This is a genomic window from Nonomuraea recticatena (assembly GCF_039533245.1).
Classification (GTDB): Bacteria; Actinomycetota; Actinomycetes; order Streptosporangiales; family Streptosporangiaceae; genus Nonomuraea; species Nonomuraea roseola.
Map to the genome: position 1 here is coordinate 115240 of NZ_BAAATE010000012.1, position 17020 is coordinate 132259.

A 17020-nucleotide genomic window follows, 5' to 3' on the forward strand; every position below is an offset into this window, starting at 1 on the left:
CTCCTCGCCTGACATATCCGGCTCACGCGCACGCACCCTTCCTCGCGACATCGCTCAGCGTAGCCGCGCCGAACAGGCACGCCACCTCATCCAGCTGCGCGGCGGCGCGTTGTGCCAGCTCCGCGCGCTGCCGCGTGTCGGCCTCGAGGTGGACCGCCAGCTCGGCCCTGGCCGCGACGGCCACCCGCTCGGGGTCGGGCTCGCCGAAACCGCTCCCCGCGTCGGGCACGTTGCGCGCCATCCTGGCGAGCAGCCGCCTCGCCGCGGGGGAGGGGTCGTCGAGCCCTCCCGCGCACGCGGCCACCTGGACGGTCGCCACCAGGAAGTCGACGCGCGGGCTCAGCGGGCCCACCACCCTGCGCTCCTGCGGCCAGGTGCTCACCGCCAGCAGCCCCCTGGCAGGGGTGAGCCTGTCGGTGAGCGCGGCGCACACGTAGTGGGGCCTGGCGTACGGCGAGCGCCTGAACGTGCGCTCCTCGTCACGCCTCAGCGTGGTGAGCTGCGAGCTGCGCAGCGGTTCGGCGAAGAACGCGTCGTGAACGCTGACCACCAGCCGCCCGGCCGCGGGCACGCCGAGCAGCGTCAGCGCCCTGTGGACGCGCTCGCGCACCGGCACCGCGACCCGCCCCTCCGGCTCGCCGGGACGAGCGGCGACCTGGGGAGGGGCGTTGACCAGGGTGTCCCATGCCCGCTCGGCCCTGCGCAGCTGCCCGCGCAGCTCGCGCGCCAGGGCGGCCTCCCTAGCCCTGGCGGCGGTGCGGACCTGGGCGCGCAGCAGGTCGATGCGTCGCTCGAGCTCGTCGAGGTCGTCGCTCAAGAGGAGGTCACCTGCCCTCCATGAGCATCAGCACGACCCCGATCGCGATCATCACGGCGAACAGCGCGGAGACGGCGGCGTAGACCCCGCCACCCCTCGCGCGGCGCGACATCGCGGTGGGCGCCGCCCGCAGGTCGCCGTCGTGACCGGCGGGCCATCCGGCGGCGTGTCCCCTCGCCGGCCCGTGCCCTGGCCCATGTCCCGGGCCGTGTCCCGGTCCGTGTCCCGGTCTCTGCTCCGGCCGGGGCCCTGTCGGCGCGGCGGCCCATCCGCCCGCGTGCGCCGCCCCCGGGCCCGTGGGCGCGGCGCCCCAGCCCGCCCCCTGGGCAGCCGCCTGCCCCGTGGGCATCGCGTTCCAGCCGCCCGAGTGCGCGGCCATGGGCGCGGGAGGCGGGCCCTGCCATCCCGCGTCGCCGGGAGGGGCGGGAGGGCCCGCCGTACCGGACAGGTCGGTGGCGGCCAGGGCGTCGCGGAACGCGGCGGCCGTCGGGGTCCGCAGGGCGGGATCGGTGGCCAGCGCGCGCCGCAGCACCTCGGTGAAGGCGGCGGGCACGCCGGGGATCTCGGGCACGGGCCTGCGGTGCAGCGCCATGATCACGGCGAGGTTGCCCACGCCGCTCTCGGGAAAGCGCGGAGGCCGCCCCGACAGCAGCGCGTAGAGGGTGGCCGACAGCGAGTAGACGTCGCCCGCCGCCGTCGGCTCGGTCAGCTCGAACGCCTCGGGCGGGGCGTAGGCGGGGGTGAGCGACTCGCGCGTCACCGACATCTCCGCGCCGGGCTCCGGCATCGTGGCCAGCCCGAAGTCGGACAGCACCACGTTGCCGTAGCGGTTGACCAGGATGTTGGCGGGCTTGACGTCACGGTGCAGCACCCCCGCCGCGTGCGCGGCGGCCAGCGCGTCGGCGATCCTGACGCCGATGTCGCGCACCTCGGCGACGGTCAGCGTGCCCGCGCGCAGGCGGTCGGCCAGCGACCCGCCGGGGCACAGCTCCAGCACCATGTACGGGCGGCCGTCGCGCAGCACCCCCGCGTCGTAGACGTGCGCGACGTGGGGATGGCCCGACAGCGCGCCGGCCGAGGTGACCTCGCGCACGAAGCGCCGCTGGTCACGCTCGGAGACGAGCACCCTGCTGTCGACCTTGAGCGCCACCTCGCGGCCGACAGCCAGCTGCCGCGCCTGGTAGACGACGCCGAAGCCGCCCTGGCCCAGCAGCCCGAGCACCTCGTAGCCTGGCACCTCGGGCGCCACCGCCCACCTCCGATCACCGTTATGGAGCGGCAGACTATCGCCAGGCTCCGACAGATCGGACACCCGCTGAGCCCGCCGAGGTCAGCGGGCTCAGCCGCGTGGGGTCAGCCGGGTGTGGTCAGCCGGTTCGGCGTGAGGCTGGAGGTGGCCTGCGCGCACAGGCGGCCGTCGGCGTCGGTGACGGTGGCCAGCGTCAGGATGCGCGTCCTGCCCCTGTGCGTCACCGTGCCGGCCACGGTGTAGACCTCCCCGGCCCGCACCGGGCGCAGGTAGTCGACGTTGAGGTTCATGGTGAGGTGGAGCGTGGGCCGCTCGGCCGCGCTCCCGCTCGCCATGCCGCACGCGTCGTCGAGCGCCGTGGCGATGTAGCCGCCGTGCACCACGCCCGACCTGTTGGTGAGCTCGGGCCCTGGGCGCCAGACCAGCTCGACCCTGCCGGGCTCCACCAGCACCAGCCGCAGGCCCAGGTGCGTCAGATGGGGGGAGGACTCCACGCTGCCGTCGGCGATGGCGCGCAGGAAGTCGGCCCCCGTCATGCCGGTACGGCCCGCGCCCACGTGCGGTCCTCGGTGAGAAAGCCGTCGAGGTGATGGGTGACTCTGCCCACCCCGGAGCCGAGCTCCAGGACGGTGCCGTTCGGGGGCGTCGCGGCCTCGCCGGGAGGCAGCAGCGTGTAGAACTCGACGGGCGATCCGTCGGGGGTGATGGTTCCAGGACCCGTTCCGCTGTTCATGATCCGACCCTAACCTCGGAGGGTGCGCCATGTGACTGCAGCGGTGATCGGGCTGGCCGCGCTGCCCGTCGTCTACTACCTCACTGAGGCGGGCGCGGCGGGCCTGCGCTCGGGATACGCGCTGCAGCAGCCCGATCCGCTCGGCCCCGCGTGGCTGGGGGCGGCCGTCGCGGTGAGCGGCGCGCTGGCCTGCGCCCCCCGGCTGTCACCGCTGGCCGCGCTGGTGTGCGGGCTGCCGCTGACCCTGCTCGGGCTGCTGTTCGCCGCCGCCCCCGAGAGCGCCGCGCGGGCGGTGGGCGCGCTGCCGCCGATGGACCTCCTCGCGGGCGCGGCTCATGGATCCGGCACCGCCGAGCCGCCAGGGCTGTTGCCCGGCGTGACGGGGCTGTACCTGGTGATCGGCGGCCTGCTGGTGCTCTCGGCGCTCCCTCCTTCGCGATGGCGCCCTCCCGAAGCCCGCTCCCGCGCAGGTGACGACCCCTCGCGGGTGAGGAACGAAGCGGGACTATCCTGGCCCCGTGAACGGTAGGGACCCCGATCGGCGCAAGGCGCTGCTCGACGCCGCCGACCGGGCCATCCTGCGCGAAGGGCCCCACGTGTCGATGGCGGCCATCGCCGCCGAGGCCGGGATCACCAAGCCGATCCTCTACCGTCACTTCGGCGACAAGAGCGGCCTGTACCAGGCGCTGGCCGACCGGCACGTGCGCAGGGTCATCGCGCAGCTGCGCCCCGAGTTCGTCAGGACCAGGACCGACCCCCGAGGGCGGGCCCGCGCGGCGGTCGAGGTCTACCTCGACCTCATCTCGGCCAACCAGAACCTCTACAGGTTCCTGTTCCACCGGGCCAGCGCCGAGGACACCGGCGTGCGCAGCCACATGACGGCGCTGGTGCGCGGGCTGGGCGAGGAACTGGGCGCGGTACTGGCCGCCGAGCAGGTGGTGCCCGACGCCGTGCGGGCGCAGATCCTCGGCCACGCCTTCGTCGGCATGGTGCAGACGACCGGCGACTGGTGGCTCGAACACCCCGAGGTCGGGCGCGAGCAGGTGGTGGAGGGGCTGGTCGAGGTGATCGTGGCCGCCTTCATCTCAAACACGGTCGGCTGACAGCGCCTCCAGCAGATCCCACTCGGTCTCGCAGACGCGCCTGCCGATCGCGGCCAGCTCCACCGACCTGGTCGCGCCCGTCAGGTGCCGCAGGGCCTGCGTGACGCAGATGACGCCCCACTTGAGCACCCCGAACGTCTCCCACCAGCGCAGCGCCATCCTGTCCACCCGGTGGCCGCAGGCGCGTTCGTAGGCCGCCACCAGGTCGTCGTACTCGCCGAACCCGCCGACGGGAGCCTTCGCGCCGAACCTCCACGCCTTGACGCACAGCCAGCCGAGGTCCTCGATCGGGTCGCCCGCGTGGGCCAGCTCCCAGTCGAGGACGGCGCGCACCCCCTCAGGCCCGACGACCAGGTTGCCGTTGCGGAAGTCGCCGTGCACGACGGTGGTGCGGGCGCTGTCCGGCCTGGTCCGCTCCAGCCTGCGCAGGGCCAGCTCGAACACCGGGTGCGGCTGTCCCGTCAGGTCGAGCACCTCCCGCCACCTGACGAGCGGATCCTCGGGTTCGGCCCGCTCGACGGCGTCGAGCGGCATCCTGTGCACCGCCGCCAGCGCCGTCCCGCACTGCGCCGCCAGCAGCGGCCTGGCGCGCTCGTAGCGTTCGTCGCGCAGGATCCTCCTCGGGATCGTCTCGCCCTCCACCCTGCTCATCACCAGGTACGGCTCGGCCGCCGCCACCACCTCGGGAACCGGCACCCCCGCCGCGGCCGCCGCCCTGAGCAGCCGCGCCTCCTCCAGCAGCCCGCGGCCCAGACCGGGCGCCGCCCCCTGGTCGTCGTGCGCGGCGGCCAGCCGGACGACGAGCCGGTGCGGGCGCTCGTCACCGTCGACGACGTCGACCGCCCAGGTCTCCCTCGACGCGCCGCCCGACAGCCTGGTCCTCGAGACGACCTCGCACCCGTCCCCGAACGCCTCCTCGACGATGGCGGAGATCATCGCAGCCCGAACTCCCAGTTGCCGCCCGCCGCGTAGGCGCCGAGGATGCGCCGCCCGACCGAGTCGACGTGGACCTCGTCGGGGCCGTCGTAGATGCGGCCCGCCCTTGCGTGCCGGTACATCCGGTCCAGGGGCGTGTCGGGGGTCAGGCCCGCGGCGCCGTACACCTGGATGGCGCGGTCGATCACGTTGTGCAGCATCCGCGCGCCCACCACCTTGATCGCGCCGATCTCGACGCGGGCGTCCTGGCCCGCGTCCATGGCGTGCGCCGCGTGAAGGGTCAGCAGCCTGGCCGACTGGATCTCGGCGTAGGAGTCGAACACGTGCTGGCGCATGAGCTGCTTGCGCGCCAGCGGCTCGCCGAAGGCCGAGCGGGCGTGCAGCCTGCCGCACATCAGGTCGAAGGCGCGCTGCGCCTGGCCGAGCCAGCGCATGCAGTGGAAGATGCGGCCGGGGCCCAGCCGCCTCTGGGCGATCACGAACCCCTGCCCCCTCGGGCCGAGCAGGTTGGCCGAGGGCACCCGCACGTCGTCGTAGCGCACCTCGCAGTGCGCCCCCGACAGCCCGAGCACGGGGGTCTCCCGCACGATGGTGTAGCCGGGCGTGTCCGTCGGCACCAGGATCATCGAGAACGCCAGGTGCGGGGGCGCCTCCTGCGGCTCGGTCCTGCACATGACGGTCGTGTACGCCGCCCTCGACGCGCCCGTGGTGAACCACTTGTGCCCGTTGATCACCCACTCGTCGCCGTCCAGCACGGCGACGGTCCTCAGCTGGGTCGGGTCGCTGCTGGAGACCAGCGGCTCGGTCATCGCGAAACTGGGCCAGATGTCGCCGCCGACCAGCGGCTTCAGGTAGCGCTCACGCTGGGCGGGCGAGGCGTGCTCGTGCAGCATCAGCGAGTCCTGCAGGGTGAAGGTGCCCAGCACCAGCTGCCCGAACTCACTGCGGCCCTGCACCTCGTTGACGTAGGCGTAGTCGAGGAAGGGCAGTTCGCCGCCGCCGAGCTCGCGCGGGTGCCCGAGCGCCCACAGGCCCTCCTTCTTCGCCTCCAGCTGCAGCTCGCGCAGCAGCGAGCCGTCGTCCTCCAGCAGGGCGGGCTCGGCGGGCTCGACCCGCTCGGTCATGAACGCGTGGACGGCGTCGCGCACCGGCCTGACACTGTCGGGGACGGCGAAGGTCATGAAAGGATCACAACCCGAAAGCCGTTGCATAGTCAATAAGGGGTTCCTTATGGCGGCGCCACACGACGTGCCCACGGCGGCGGAGCTGGTCGCGGCCGTACGCGAGTTCCTGGAGCGGGACGTGCTGCCCGAGGTGGAGGGGCGCGTGCGCTTCCACACCAGGGTGGCGGTCAACGTGCTCGGCATGGTCGAGCGCGAGCTCGAACTCGGACCCTCCCAGGCCCTCGCGCACGCCGAACGGCTCGACCGGCTCGGCGTGGCCGACGACGCCGAGCTGGCCGCCGCGATCAGGGAGGGCAGCCTCGCCGAGGACGAGCTGCTCGGCCCGCTGGCGGCAGCCGTACGCGACAAACTGCTCGTCGCCAACCCGCGCCATCTCGACTGAGTAGCCGGATACTCAGGCGCGTCGGGCCTGTCGACGGCACTCTGGAGCCATGAACGCGGGCGGGTTCAGAGCGATGCGGGCGCGGATGGCGGCGGCGCTGGCCATGGGCCACCTGGTCAGGTACGCCCAGAAAGGCGAGCCGCAGGAGCTGCATCGGGCCGTCGCGGCCTGCCGCAGGGCGCTCGCGCTCACCTCCGAGGACGACCCCCTCTACCCCGAACGCCTGTCGGGGCTCGGTGACGCGCTCTCGATGGCCTTCGACCACGGCGAGGACAAGGCGCTGCTGCGAGAGGCGCTGTCTCTGCAGGAGCGGGCGGTGCGGGCCGCGCCGCCCGGACATCCGGCCGCGGGCATGGTGCGCGTCAGCAGAGGGATCGCGCTGATCAACGACTACCGCTCGGGCGGCCCGCCCGGCCATCTCGACCAGGCGATCGAGGTGTTCGCCGAGGCGGAGTCGCTGCTGCCACCGGGGAGTGTGGAGGCGGCGCTGGCGCTCAGCAACCACGCCGAGGCCTACCACCGCCGTTACGAGCGCGACGGCAGGCGTGCCGACGCGCGGGAGTACGCCGCCAAGCTGCGCGCCGCGGTGGCGGCCACGCCGCAGGGCGACCCCGCCCTGATCTTCAGATCCGCCAAGCTGGCCGCCGCGCTGGTGCTGGTGCGCGACGAACCCGGCGCCGAGGACGAGCTCAGGAGGGCGCTCGACATCGTCCGTGCGGGGCTGCCGGGCGTGCCCGAGCCGATGCGCAGGGAGATCCACCTCATCGCCGGCGCCCTGCTGTACGGCGAGCTGCCTCCGCTGGACCACGAGCAGCTGGACCAGCTGCGCGAGATCTCCAGGAACCTGCGGGAGAGGGGCACGATCGGGACGGACCTGCGCGCCGCCGTCCTGAGCGACCTGGGAGGAGCCGTCGTCGAGCAGGCCGTGCGCTCGGGCCGGATCGAGGAGATCGACGGCGCGATCTCGATGCTGCGCGACGCGCTGAGGGAGGCCCCGCCCACCGGAAAGGAGCGGGCGGCCGTGCTGACCAATCTCGGCAGGATGCTCGGCCACAAAATGGAGTGGATGAGCGACCTGAGCGGCGTGGACGAGATGATCGACGTGCTCAGGCAGGCTGTGGAGACGCTGCCTGCCGGCCATCCCGACCACGGCCTCTATCTGGTCAACCTCGCCAACGCTCTGGCGCTCAAGCACGGCGTCGAAGGCGGCGACGCCCTCCAGCGCGAGCTGATCGGCGGCTACCGGCAGGCGGTGCGGGAGACGGCGCCCGACCACGCCGAGCGCGGCATCGCGCTGACCGGTCTGGGCACGGCGCTGTTCGGCCGCTACGAGCGCTGGGGCGGCCGCGCCGACCTGGACGACTCGATCGCCTCGCACAGGGCCGCCGTCGAGGCCACCCCCGCCGGCCATCACTACCGGCCGCTGTACCTGGCCAACCTCGGTAGCGCGCTCGGCCGCAGGCACGAGGTGACCGGCTCGACCGCCGACCTGGACGCGGCGGTCGCTGCGCTGCGCGAGTGCGTCTCGACCACCCCGCCGCTGCACCCGCACAGGGGCGGTTGGATCGCGTCGCTGGCGACCGTGCTGGTCATGCGGTTCGACAGGGTCGGCGAGCGGGACGCCCTGACGGAGGCGGTGTCCCTCTACCGGCAGGCGCTCGACGAGGCTCCCAAGGAGCACCTGCAACGCCACATGATCCTGACCAACCTCGGCAGGGCGCTGCTGCGGCAGGAGCTGCCCGAGGAGGCGGTCGCGGTCATGCGCGAGGCCGTCGCCGCGGCGCCGCCCACCAACACCCAGGCGCCCACGGGCCTGGCCACCGCGCTGGTGCTGCGCTTCTTCCAGGCCCAGGACGGAGACCTCACGGGGGAGGAGTACGCCGCGCTGGCGCTGGCGCTGCTGAGGGGCGAGGAGCCGCCGGCCGCCGAGCTGGCCGAGCGGCGCAGGCTCAGGCAGGGCGAACTGCTGGACGAGGCGATCGCCATCCTGCGCGAGGTCCTGGACAGGAGCCCTCGAGGCGAGTTCGACAGAGCCCGCGCGGCGGGTCAGCTGGGCACCGCGCTGCACGTGCGCGCCGCCATGACCGGCAGGGGACGGCACCTCGACGGCGCGATCCGCACGCTGCGTGACGCCGCCGCGGGCGCGGCGGAGGACGAGCCGGTGCTGTCGATCACGCGCTACCACCTGGCGCAGGCGCTGGCCGACCGGTGGCGGCGCTCGGGCGACGAGCGCGACCGTGAACAGGCGGCGCGGGAGTTCGCCGCGGCCGCATCCGTCGAGACCGCCGCCCCCGCCTGGCGGGCGGGGGTGGCCAAGCACTGGGGCGAGTTCGTCGCCGAGCACGAGGGACCCGCCGCCGCCGTCCTGGCCTTCGCGACGGCGGTGGGCCTGCTCGACGCCGCCGCCTGGCGCGGCATGCGCCGCCAGGAACAGGAGCGGGCCCTGTCGGGGTTCCAAGGGCTGGCCAGCGACGCGGCCGCCTGCGCGATCGCCGCCGGCCGTCCGGAACTGGCGATCGAGCTGCTGGAGCAGGGCAGGGGCGTCCTGCTCGCCCAGATCATCGACGCGCGCCCGCGACACGACGCTCTGCGTGTGGCCGCTCCCGCCCTCGCCGACCGCCTGGCGGAGATCCAGGACGGACTCGACACCGTCGAGGACCTCGACACGCGGCACGCGCTGGCCCGCGAGAGGGAGGAGACGCTGGCCGCGATCCGCGCGCTGCCGGGGCTGGCGGACTTCCTGCGGCCGCCGCCGTTCGCCGACCTGCGCGCCGCGGCGGCCGAGGGGCCGGTGGTGGTGGTGAATGTCAGCAGGTACCGCTGCGACGCGCTCGTCGTCACCGCCGAAGGCGTCACGCTGGTTCCGCTGCCCGGGCTGGGCGCGCAGGAGGTCGCCGAGCGGGCGGCAGGCTTCGTCGAGGCGGTGGGGGCCTACGCCCACGACGACGACCCCGACCCCGAGTTGCTGGAGCGGGTACCCGCGGCCCTGGACTGGCTCACCGAGGTGATCGGCCGCCCGGTGCTCGCCTTACTCGGCGCGCCGCCCCTGCCAGGCGCGACGTGGCCGCGCCTGTGGTGGTGCCCCACGGGCGCGCTGTCGCTGCTGCCTGTGCACGCGATCACCGTCGACGTCGCCGCCTCCTCGGTCACCCCGACCCTGCGCGCGCTCATCCACGCCCGTGAGCAGGCGGCGCCGACCGCGCAGGGCCGCCCGCTGCTGGTCGCCCTGCCCAGCACGCCGGGCGCCGACGACCTGCCTGGCGTCGCCCGTGAGAGCGAGGTCGTCAGGCGCCTGCTGCCCGACGCGATCTGCCTGGAAGGACCCTCGGCGGTACGGCAGGCCGTCCTCGACGCCCTGGCCGCCAGCCCGTGGGCGCACTTCGCCTGCCACGCCGAACAGGATCCCGGCGACCCGTCGCAGGGACGGCTGCTGCTGCACGACGGGCCGCTCACGGTCAGGGAGCTGGCCACGGCCCGGCTGGAGCGGGCCGAGTTCGCCTTCCTCAGCGGATGCGAGACCTCGCGCGGCGGCGACGTGCTGGCCGACGAGTGCGTCAGCCTGGCCGCCACGGTCCAGCTGGCCGGATATCCCAGCGTGATCGGCTCGCTGTGGCCGATCGCCGACCGCCACGCGCCCGTGGTGGCCGAGGCGGTCTACGCGATGATGACCGGCGGCGGGACCAGGCCTCCCGACCCGCGAGCCGCCGCCCTCGGCCTGCACCTGGCCGTGCGCGCCCTGCGGGAGGAGCACACCGGCCTGCCGATCCTGTGGGCGCCCTTCACCCACATCGGGCCCTGACTCTGACCACCCGCGGCGGCAGGCTCAGCGGAGCCTGACCGCCCACGCCCCGAGGACGAACGCGGGCGCGGCCAGCCCCGCCGTCCCGCCGGGCGGGGCGGCCGTGCCCGTGGCGAGGTGGAAGGCGAGCGCGCAGCCCACCCAGGCCAGGGCCGCGCACGCCATCCCGGCCGATCCCCTGATGGCCAGGCGCGTCCAGCGCTGTCCGGGGGCGCCGGGTTCGCCCGCCGTCCAGAGTGCGACCGTGGCCAGCAGCAGCGCGAGCGAGCCCAGTGTGGCGATCACCGCCGGCGTGACGGAGCCCGGCAGCGGCACCCGGTAGCCGAAGGCCTGGATCGCGGCCAGCACCATGAGCGCCGCGCCCACCACCGCGGCCTGCAACAGGTTGAGCCGCTCGCGGTGGCGCTGGAGCTCCTCCTGGCGGCGCTGCAGCCGTTCGCGCCGGTCCTGCACCGCCTCCTCGGCCGCCTGGACCGCCTCGGTGAGCCCGTCGCGCACCCGCTCCCTGGCCGCTTCCAGGTAGAGCAGGTCGTCATCGAGCCGCTGGCCCAGCCAGGCGGCCAGCTCCAGGTCGTCGCGGAAGGGGCCAGGCGTGGCCGCCAGCCTCGTCGAGGGGCGCAGGTTGGCCTCGGCGATGCGCACGGTGCGCTCCATCTCCCGCAGCAGCGTCGTCGACCAGGTCAGCCCGTCAGGGCCGGACAGCAGGCCCGACAGCCGCCGCCTGACCTCCAGCAGCCGCTCGGCGGGGTCGTCGGAGGAGGCCCTGTGCCGCTCGCGCAGCGTCTGGTCGGCGCGCCGCAGCACCTCGTCGGCGTCGAAGCGGTCGCGCTGCCGCAGCTGGTGCCTGACCTTCGCGGCGTGCAGCAGGTGGAGGGTGAGGGGCGGGACGGAGGCGCCTCCAGGCGTCCACATCCACGCCTCCGAGTCGTCCTGCCGGTGCACGGCGCTGATCACCAGCAGCCTGCGCGTGAGGCGGTCGTCGGCTCCCCGCTGCTCCCACACGGCCGTGTGCCCGTCGACCAGCAGCGCCGTGCCCGCCAGCTGCGGCAGAGGGAAGCCGTGAGGAGCCTCGGCGGGAGGGGGCGTGAGGTCGTGGGCGACACCGGTGAACAGGCGCGCCTCGCCCAGTGCCCACGCCGGCAGGTCACCGGCCGTCCGGGTCCAGCGCTCCTCCAGCTCGCGCCAGTCCACCCCGTCCCGCGCCGGTGGGGACATGCCGACCGTCAGCGCCAGCACGTCGTGCCTGCGCCGTACGACGGCCTCGACGATCTCCTCCCGGGAGCGAGACCTGCGCGCGGCCAGCACGGGCCCGCGCGCCGGCTCGTCCAGGTCCAGCCGGTAGGGGCCGAGCTCCGGGATGGACCACGTCATGCCCAGGCCCTCGCCCAGTCGCTCCCACAGCGCGGTCAGTTGCTCGCCGCAGCCGGAGACGGGCGCGAAGACGTGGACGACCAGCGCCCGCTCATCCATCCTCGGCAGGCTCCCGCTCCTCGAACTCGACGACGAGCCGGTTCAGCCGCTCCCTGGTCTCCTCGGGGATCGGCCTCCTCGGCGGGTCGCCGTGCCGGTTCCTCAGCCGCACGGGGCCGACCAGATCCAGGTCCCTGACGGCCAGCGCAGCGGCCCGCTGGTCGCCCGAGCGCGCCGCCGCCTCCAGCGCGCGCAGCGCCCGGTCGACGCGCGCCCAACGGCCCTCGGACAGCTGGTAGCCGGAGATCGCCCGCAGGATGGTGACCGCTCTCGCCCGATCCATGGCGCCATCGTAGGAGCGAGACGACGAAAGGGGATGAGTACCGGGATACTCACCCCCTTTCAGGACACCGGCAGGGTCAGTGCGCCCCCGACAGGTCGAGGTCCTTGACCTTGGGGTCGCCCTCGTCGGCGAAGTAGTCGCCGCGGGAGGTGGCGTCCTCGCCGTCGGCGACCTTGGCGGCGCGGAAGATCAGGGTGGCCAGGGCGGCGACCACCAGGTTGACCGTCAGCGCGATGACGCCCGCGTACAGCGTGGCCTTGGTGTCGAAGCCGAAGTTGGCCAGCGGGAAGGCCGAGCCGCCGAAGTGCAGCTTGCCGTTGGCCGGGTTCGGGATCAGGTAGAGCATCCACATGCCCGCCGCCAGGCCGGCCGCCCAGCCGGCGATGAGGCCGCCCTTGTGGAACCAGCGGGTGTAGAGGCCCAGCGCGACCGAAGGGAGGGTCTGCAGGATGACCACGCCGCCGATGAGCTGCAGGTCGATGGAGAACTGCGGGTCGAGCAGCAGGATGCACAGCACCGCGCCGACCTTGACCACGAGCGAGACCAGCTTGGAGACCTTGGCCTCCTGGGCGTCGGTGGCCTGCTTGTTGAGGTACTCGCGGTAGATGTTGCGGGTGAACAGGTTGGCCGCCGCGATGGACATGATGGCCGCGGGCACCAGGGCGCCGATGCCGATGGCCGCGTAGGCGACGCCGGTGAACCAGTCGGGGAACATCTGGTCGAACAGCACGGGCACGACCGTGTTGTTGTCGCCCTTGCCGGTCTCGGGGTTGACGATGGGCTTGACGTCCGCCGCGATCGCCATGAAGCCCAGCAGCGCGATCAGGCCGAGCAGGAAGCTGTAGGCGGGAAGCGCGGACATGTTGCGCTTGATGACGTTGCGGTTCTTGGAGGCCAGCACGCCGGTGAGGCTGTGCGGGTACAGGAACAGCGCCAGCGCCGAGCCGAAGGCCAGCGTGATGTACTGCAGCTGGTTGTTGGCGTTGAGCAGGATGCCGTCGCCGGGCGCCTCGGTCTTGGCGAACTTGGCGGCCGCCGCGTCGAAGATGTTGCCCCAGCCGTTCAGCTTGGCCGGGATGTAGATGATCGCGGCCAGGATCACGATGTAGATCAGCGTGTCCTTGACGAAGGCGATCAGCGCGGGCGCGCGCAGGCCCGACTGGTAGGTGTAGGCCGCCAGGATGGCGAACGCGATGATGATCGGCAGGTGCCCGGTGATGCCCATCGCCTTCAGCACCGCCTCGATGCCGATCAGCTGCAGCGCGATGTAGGGCATCGTCGCCACGATGCCGGTGATCGCGATCAGCAGCGCCAGCGTCGGCGAGCCGAACCTGGCCCTGACGAAGTCGGCGGGCGTGACGAACCCGTGCACGTGCGAGACCGACCACATGCGCGCCAGCACGAGGAAGACCAGCGGGTAGACCACCACCGTGTACGGCAGCGCGTAGAAGCCGAGCGCGCCGGCGCCGAAGACCAGGGCGGGGACGGCCACGAAGGTGTAGGCGGTGTAGAGGTCGCCGCCCACCAGGAACCAGGTGATCCAGGTGCCGAAGTTGCGGCCACCCAGACCCCACTCGTGCAGGCTCTCGATGTCCTTGGGCCTGCGCCACTTGGCGGCCACGAAGCCCATGCCGCTGACCACCAGGAAGAGGGCGACGAAGACGACCAGCTCGGTCGTGTGCTGGCCGCTCACTTGGTCATCCTGTAGACGATCGTCGTGCAGACGACGCCGACGACGATGAAGGCCAGCTGGAGCCAGTAGAACAGCGGGAAGCCCGCCACCCTGGGCTCGTCGGAGTTGAACAGGAACGTCAGCAGCGGCAGCACGATCGGCACGAACAGCAGCCAGTTCCACGGACTGCGGTCGCCGCGCTCCTGCCCGGTTTCGGGGCTGGACAAGTGATCACCCTCCGGAACGAAAGAAGTTGCACGCACACTAACGTTCCGGAGGTTTTAACCACAGCACATAAGCTTGTTACGGTTTGGCCTAAATTCGTTACGTGGATGACTCGAGTTCCAGATCCCTGACTCGCGGATCGCCCTCGTCGGCGGTGAAGTGGTCGGGCCTGGTGCCGTCGGGGCCGTCGGGCACCTTGGCCGCCCTCGCGATGAGCGTCGCCGCGACGGCCACGATCAGGTTGAGCAGCAGCGCGAGGAAGCCCGCGTAGATCGTCATCTTGGTGTCGAAGCCGAGCTTCTCCAGCGGGAACGCCGAGCCGCCGAAGTGCGCGTGCTTGATCGCCGGGTTGGAGATGTTGTAGAGCAGGACGAGCCCGCCGCCCATGCCCGCGACCCAGCCCGCGATCAACCCCGCCTTGTGGAACCACCGCGTGAACAGCCCGATGGCCACCGACGGCAGCGTCTGCAGGATGATCACGCCGCCGATGAGCTGCAGGTCGATGGAGAACTGCGGGTCGATGAGCAGGATGAACAGCACCGCGCCCACCTTCACCACCAGCGAGGTGAGCTTGCTGACGCCCGCCTCCTGGGCGTCGGTGGCCTGCGGGTTGATGTACTCGCGGTAGATGTTGCGGGTGAACAGGTTGGCCGCGGCGATCGACATGATGGCCGCGGGGACGAGCGCCCCGATGCCGACCGCCGCGAACGCGATCCCGGCGAACCAGTCCGGGAACATCTGGTCGAACAGCACGGGCACGATCGTGTTGTTGTCGGTGCCGATCGGCTTCACGTCCGCCGCGATGGCCATGTAGCCGAGCAGCGCGATCAGGCCGAGCAGCAGGCTGTAGGCGGGAAGCGCGGACATGTTGCGCTTGATGACGTTGCGGTTCTTGGAGGCCAGCACGCCGGTGATGCTGTGCGGGTAGAGGAACAGCGCCAGCGCCGAGCCCAGCGCCAGCGTGAAGTACTGCAGCTGGTTGTTGGCGTTGAGCAGGATGCCGTCGCCCTGCGCGGGCGTGGCGGCGAACTTCTCCTGGGCCCTGCCGAAGATCACCTCCCAGCCGCCAAGCCTGGCGGGGATGTAGATGATCGCGACGAGGATGACCAGGTAGATCAGGATGTCCTTGACGAAGGCGATCAGCGCCGGCGCCCGCAGCCCCGACTGGTAGGTGTAGGCGGCCAGGATGACGAACGCGATGATCAGCGGCAGGTCCGACAGCAGCCCGCTGCCGCCGATGCCCATCGTCTTCAGCACCGCCTCGATGCCGATCAGCTGCAGCGCGATGTAGGGCATCGTCGCCACGATGCCGGTGATCGCGACCAGCAGCGCCAGCGTCGGCGAGCCGAACCGCACCCGCACGAAGTCGGCGGGCGTGACCAGGCTGTGCACGTGCGAGACCGACCAGAGCCTGATCAGGACCAGGAAGACCAGCGGGTAGACGATCACCGTGTACGGCACCGCGAAGAACCCCATCGCGCCCGCGCCGAACAGCAGCGCGGGAACCGCCACGAAGGTGTAGGCGGTGTAGAGGTCGCCGCCCACCAGGAACCAGGTGATCCAGGTGCCGAAGTTGCGCCCGCCGAGACCCCACTCGTTCAGCGACGCCAGATCCTGGGGCCTGCGCCAGCGGGCGGCCACGAACCCCATGCCGCTGACCACCAGGAATAAAACGGTGAAGATGACGATCTCGGTGACGTGCTCGCCCGGGTTCATCGCGTCATCCTGTAGACGAGGGTCGTCGTGGCGACGCCGAGGATGATGAAGGCGAGCTGGAGCCAGTAGAAGAGCGGGAAGCCTAACAGCGTGGGTTCGGCGGCGTTGAACAGGAACGTCATCAACGGGACGGCGATGGGCACCAGCAGCAGCCAGTACCAGGGACTGCGGTCGCGATCGTTACCGGGCAAGGCGTCCTCCCTTTTCCGTTGCCCGGCACATTAGTTTTCTGGCTGTGCCCGTCAGCTCGTAGATCGCTGAACGGTAGGGTCCTCGCGCCGAACGGTCAGCTCGTCGGCGATGTCGCGCGTGCCGTACCCCTCGGGGGCCGGCACCTCGGTGATCGGATCGGGTCTGTCGTCGAACTCCAGGCGCAGCGCCCTCGCCATCGTCGCGTGCATCTCGTACAGGCACGTGACGTAGGTCAGCTCGAGGATCTGCTCGTCGGGCAGGTGCCGCTTCAGCACGGCGAAGACCTCGTCGTGCACCCTGCCGCCGTCGAGGACCAGGCCGTCGGTGTAGGCGAGCACCGCCCGCTCCAGCTCGCCGAACTCCTCGCTGACCTGCCAGTGCGCGACCGCGCGCACCTTCTCCTCCGGCACGCCGAGCGCCCTCAGCTGCTTGCAGTGCTGGGAGTAGACGAACTGGGACTGCCTGGCCCACCCCGCGCGGGTCTGGCCCAGCTCGCGCAGCACCGGGTCGAGCGCGGACTCACGGTAGAGCTGGAAGCCCTTCACGCAGTGCCTGAAGATCGCCGGGTCCTGGGCGAAGACCGTCCACCAGTCGCCGGGCGAGCCGGTCGCGGTGCCCTCGGGCGTCAGCAGCCGGTCGTAGAAGAACGCGACCACGGGGTCGCTGACCTCCTCACGGGGCACCTGGCGCAGGCGCGGCATCAGAGGGTCCTGTCGGCGGCGGTCTTCGGCTCGTGCCGGACGTCCTCGGGGCGGTCGAGCTCGCGCAGCCAGCAGGCGAACTCGATCAGGACGCCGTCGGGGTCCTTGAAGTAGATGGAGCGCACGAACACGCCGTCGTGCAGGGAGGGGGCGACACCGAACTCGCTGTCATCGTGGTTGAGCAGCACCCCGACGTCGATGCCCTTGGCCACCAGCCGCTCCCTGTACTCCTCGATCTTCTCCGGCGGCACGTCGAAGGCCAGGTGGTTCATCGAGCCCACCGCCGAGAGCAGCTCGCCCCTGTCGGGCAGGTTCCTGGGCGCGGAGACGCCGGGCACGCCGTCCGGCGCGTCGGGGAACCAGAAGAAGGCGAGGGCGTTGCCGCCGCCGCAGTCGAAGAAGAAGTGCTGGCCCCAGCCCATGGGCAGCTCGATCGTCTTGATCAGCGGCATGCCGAGGACGCCGGAGTAGAAGTCGACGGTCTGCTTCATGTCCGAGCAGACCAGCGCGATGTGGTTGACGCCGCGAAGCTCGAATTCGGTGTTCATAGTAACCAAC

The 17020-nt window shown here is 72.2% G+C and carries 18 protein-coding genes; 4 read left to right on the forward strand and 14 right to left on the reverse strand.

What is annotated here, in order from left to right; all coding sequences use genetic code 11:
• Window positions 1-22: 22 nt before the first annotated feature.
• The 4 genes from ABFX50_RS23565 to ABFX50_RS23580 all read right to left on the reverse strand — a co-directional run bounded on the left by ABFX50_RS23565 (window position 23) and on the right by ABFX50_RS23580 (window position 2799).
• Window positions 23-817 (reverse strand): hypothetical protein, encoded by a 795-nt coding sequence (locus ABFX50_RS23565; protein ID WP_346149513.1) that lies wholly within the window; start codon window positions 815-817, stop codon window positions 23-25.
• A 7-nt stretch (window positions 818-824) separates the two neighbouring features.
• Window positions 825-2066 carry a serine/threonine-protein kinase gene (locus ABFX50_RS23570; protein WP_346149514.1) on the reverse strand — a complete coding sequence of 414 codons (1242 nt, stop codon included), beginning with the start codon at window positions 2064-2066 and terminating at the stop codon, window positions 825-827.
• A gap of 104 nt (window positions 2067-2170) precedes the next feature.
• Entirely contained in the window at window positions 2171-2623 is a 453-nt protein-coding gene (locus ABFX50_RS23575) for a PaaI family thioesterase (RefSeq protein ID WP_312896061.1), read from the reverse strand.
• Entirely contained in the window at window positions 2599-2799 is a 201-nt protein-coding gene (locus tag ABFX50_RS23580) for a hypothetical protein (protein ID WP_346149515.1), read from the reverse strand. The genes ABFX50_RS23575 and ABFX50_RS23580 overlap by 25 nt, the downstream gene beginning before the upstream one ends.
• A gap of 22 nt (window positions 2800-2821) precedes the next feature.
• On the opposite strand from ABFX50_RS23580, the gene ABFX50_RS23585 reads away from it, so the two are divergent.
• Entirely contained in the window at window positions 2822-3328 is a 507-nt protein-coding gene (locus ABFX50_RS23585) for a hypothetical protein (RefSeq protein ID WP_346149516.1), read from the forward strand.
• Entirely contained in the window at window positions 3318-3902 is a 585-nt protein-coding gene (locus ABFX50_RS23590) for a TetR/AcrR family transcriptional regulator (protein WP_183661470.1), read from the forward strand. Before ABFX50_RS23585 ends, ABFX50_RS23590 begins: the two co-directional genes overlap by 11 nt.
• On the opposite strand, the gene ABFX50_RS23595 is transcribed toward ABFX50_RS23590, so the two are convergent.
• Together ABFX50_RS23595 and ABFX50_RS23600 are read right to left on the reverse strand one after the other, a co-directional pair.
• Complete coding sequence (locus tag ABFX50_RS23595; protein ID WP_346149517.1) at window positions 3885-4838, reverse strand: phosphotransferase family protein; 954 nt, start codon at window positions 4836-4838, stop codon at window positions 3885-3887. The genes ABFX50_RS23590 and ABFX50_RS23595 overlap by 18 nt on opposite strands.
• Window positions 4835-6019, reverse strand: coding sequence for an acyl-CoA dehydrogenase family protein (locus ABFX50_RS23600; RefSeq protein ID WP_346149518.1), 1185 nt, complete (start codon window positions 6017-6019; stop codon window positions 4835-4837). Before ABFX50_RS23600 ends, ABFX50_RS23595 begins: the two co-directional genes overlap by 4 nt.
• A gap of 49 nt (window positions 6020-6068) precedes the next feature.
• Between ABFX50_RS23600 and ABFX50_RS23605 the strand changes: the two genes are divergently transcribed.
• A complete protein-coding gene (locus tag ABFX50_RS23605) occupies window positions 6069-6404 on the forward strand; it encodes a DUF6285 domain-containing protein (protein ID WP_346149519.1) in 336 nt (111 codons plus the stop codon).
• Window positions 6405-6453: 49 nt separating this feature from the next.
• Window positions 6454-10203: a CHAT domain-containing protein gene (locus ABFX50_RS23610; RefSeq protein ID WP_346149520.1), complete on the forward strand. Its 3750-nt coding sequence runs from the start codon at window positions 6454-6456 to the stop codon at window positions 10201-10203.
• A gap of 24 nt (window positions 10204-10227) precedes the next feature.
• Here ABFX50_RS23610 and ABFX50_RS23615 read toward each other — a convergent pair whose 3' ends face one another.
• From ABFX50_RS23615 to ABFX50_RS23650, 8 genes are all read right to left on the reverse strand, one after another.
• The gene (locus tag ABFX50_RS23615) at window positions 10228-11673 is read right to left on the reverse strand and encodes a CATRA conflict system CASPASE/TPR repeat-associated protein (RefSeq protein ID WP_346149521.1); all 1446 of its coding nucleotides are present in this window, start codon (window positions 11671-11673) and stop codon (window positions 10228-10230) included.
• Window positions 11666-11956, reverse strand: coding sequence for a CATRA system-associated protein (locus ABFX50_RS23620; RefSeq protein ID WP_346149522.1), 291 nt, complete (start codon window positions 11954-11956; stop codon window positions 11666-11668). Before ABFX50_RS23620 ends, ABFX50_RS23615 begins: the two co-directional genes overlap by 8 nt.
• Window positions 11957-12032: 76 nt before the next feature.
• On the reverse strand, window positions 12033-13649 hold the full coding sequence (gene mctP / locus ABFX50_RS23625) for a monocarboxylate uptake permease MctP (protein ID WP_346149523.1): 1617 nt from the start codon (window positions 13647-13649) through the stop codon (window positions 12033-12035).
• Window positions 13646-13855: a DUF3311 domain-containing protein gene (locus ABFX50_RS23630; protein WP_183661454.1), complete on the reverse strand. Its 210-nt coding sequence runs from the start codon at window positions 13853-13855 to the stop codon at window positions 13646-13648. The genes mctP (ABFX50_RS23625) and ABFX50_RS23630 overlap by 4 nt, the downstream gene beginning before the upstream one ends.
• Window positions 13856-13952: 97 nt before the next feature.
• Window positions 13953-15569, reverse strand: a complete 1617-nt coding sequence (gene mctP / locus ABFX50_RS23635) for a monocarboxylate uptake permease MctP (protein WP_346149524.1) — start codon at window positions 15567-15569, stop codon at window positions 13953-13955.
• Window positions 15566-15760 (reverse strand): DUF3311 domain-containing protein, encoded by a 195-nt coding sequence (locus ABFX50_RS23640; RefSeq protein ID WP_183661450.1) that lies wholly within the window; start codon window positions 15758-15760, stop codon window positions 15566-15568. The genes mctP (ABFX50_RS23635) and ABFX50_RS23640 overlap by 4 nt, the downstream gene beginning before the upstream one ends.
• A gap of 51 nt (window positions 15761-15811) precedes the next feature.
• Entirely contained in the window at window positions 15812-16462 is a 651-nt protein-coding gene (locus tag ABFX50_RS23645; protein WP_346149525.1) for a carboxymuconolactone decarboxylase family protein, read from the reverse strand.
• Window positions 16462-17010 carry a VOC family protein gene (locus tag ABFX50_RS23650; protein WP_346149526.1) on the reverse strand — a complete coding sequence of 183 codons (549 nt, stop codon included), beginning with the start codon at window positions 17008-17010 and terminating at the stop codon, window positions 16462-16464. Before ABFX50_RS23650 ends, ABFX50_RS23645 begins: the two co-directional genes overlap by 1 nt.
• Window positions 17011-17020 lie beyond the last annotated feature (10 nt).

Excerpts from the sequence above, each read along its gene's own strand:
- ABFX50_RS23580 (WP_346149515.1), bottom strand. The coding sequence starts at position 2,799 with ATGAACAGCGGAACGGGTCCTGGAACCATCACCCCCGACGGATCGCCC.
- ABFX50_RS23595 (WP_346149517.1), bottom strand. The coding sequence starts at position 4,838 with ATGATCTCCGCCATCGTCGAGGAGGCGTTCGGGGACGGGTGCGAGGTC.
- ABFX50_RS23600 (WP_346149518.1), bottom strand. The coding sequence starts at position 6,019 with ATGACCTTCGCCGTCCCCGACAGTGTCAGGCCGGTGCGCGACGCCGTC.
- ABFX50_RS23605 (WP_346149519.1), top strand. The coding sequence starts at position 6,069 with ATGGCGGCGCCACACGACGTGCCCACGGCGGCGGAGCTGGTCGCGGCC.
- ABFX50_RS23610 (WP_346149520.1), top strand. The coding sequence starts at position 6,454 with ATGAACGCGGGCGGGTTCAGAGCGATGCGGGCGCGGATGGCGGCGGCG.
- ABFX50_RS23615 (WP_346149521.1), bottom strand. The coding sequence starts at position 11,673 with ATGGATGAGCGGGCGCTGGTCGTCCACGTCTTCGCGCCCGTCTCCGGC.
- ABFX50_RS23620 (WP_346149522.1), bottom strand. The coding sequence starts at position 11,956 with ATGGATCGGGCGAGAGCGGTCACCATCCTGCGGGCGATCTCCGGCTAC.
- mctP (WP_346149524.1), bottom strand. The coding sequence starts at position 15,569 with ATGAACCCGGGCGAGCACGTCACCGAGATCGTCATCTTCACCGTTTTA.
- ABFX50_RS23645 (WP_346149525.1), bottom strand. The coding sequence starts at position 16,462 with ATGCCGCGCCTGCGCCAGGTGCCCCGTGAGGAGGTCAGCGACCCCGTG.
- ABFX50_RS23650 (WP_346149526.1), bottom strand. The coding sequence starts at position 17,010 with ATGAACACCGAATTCGAGCTTCGCGGCGTCAACCACATCGCGCTGGTC.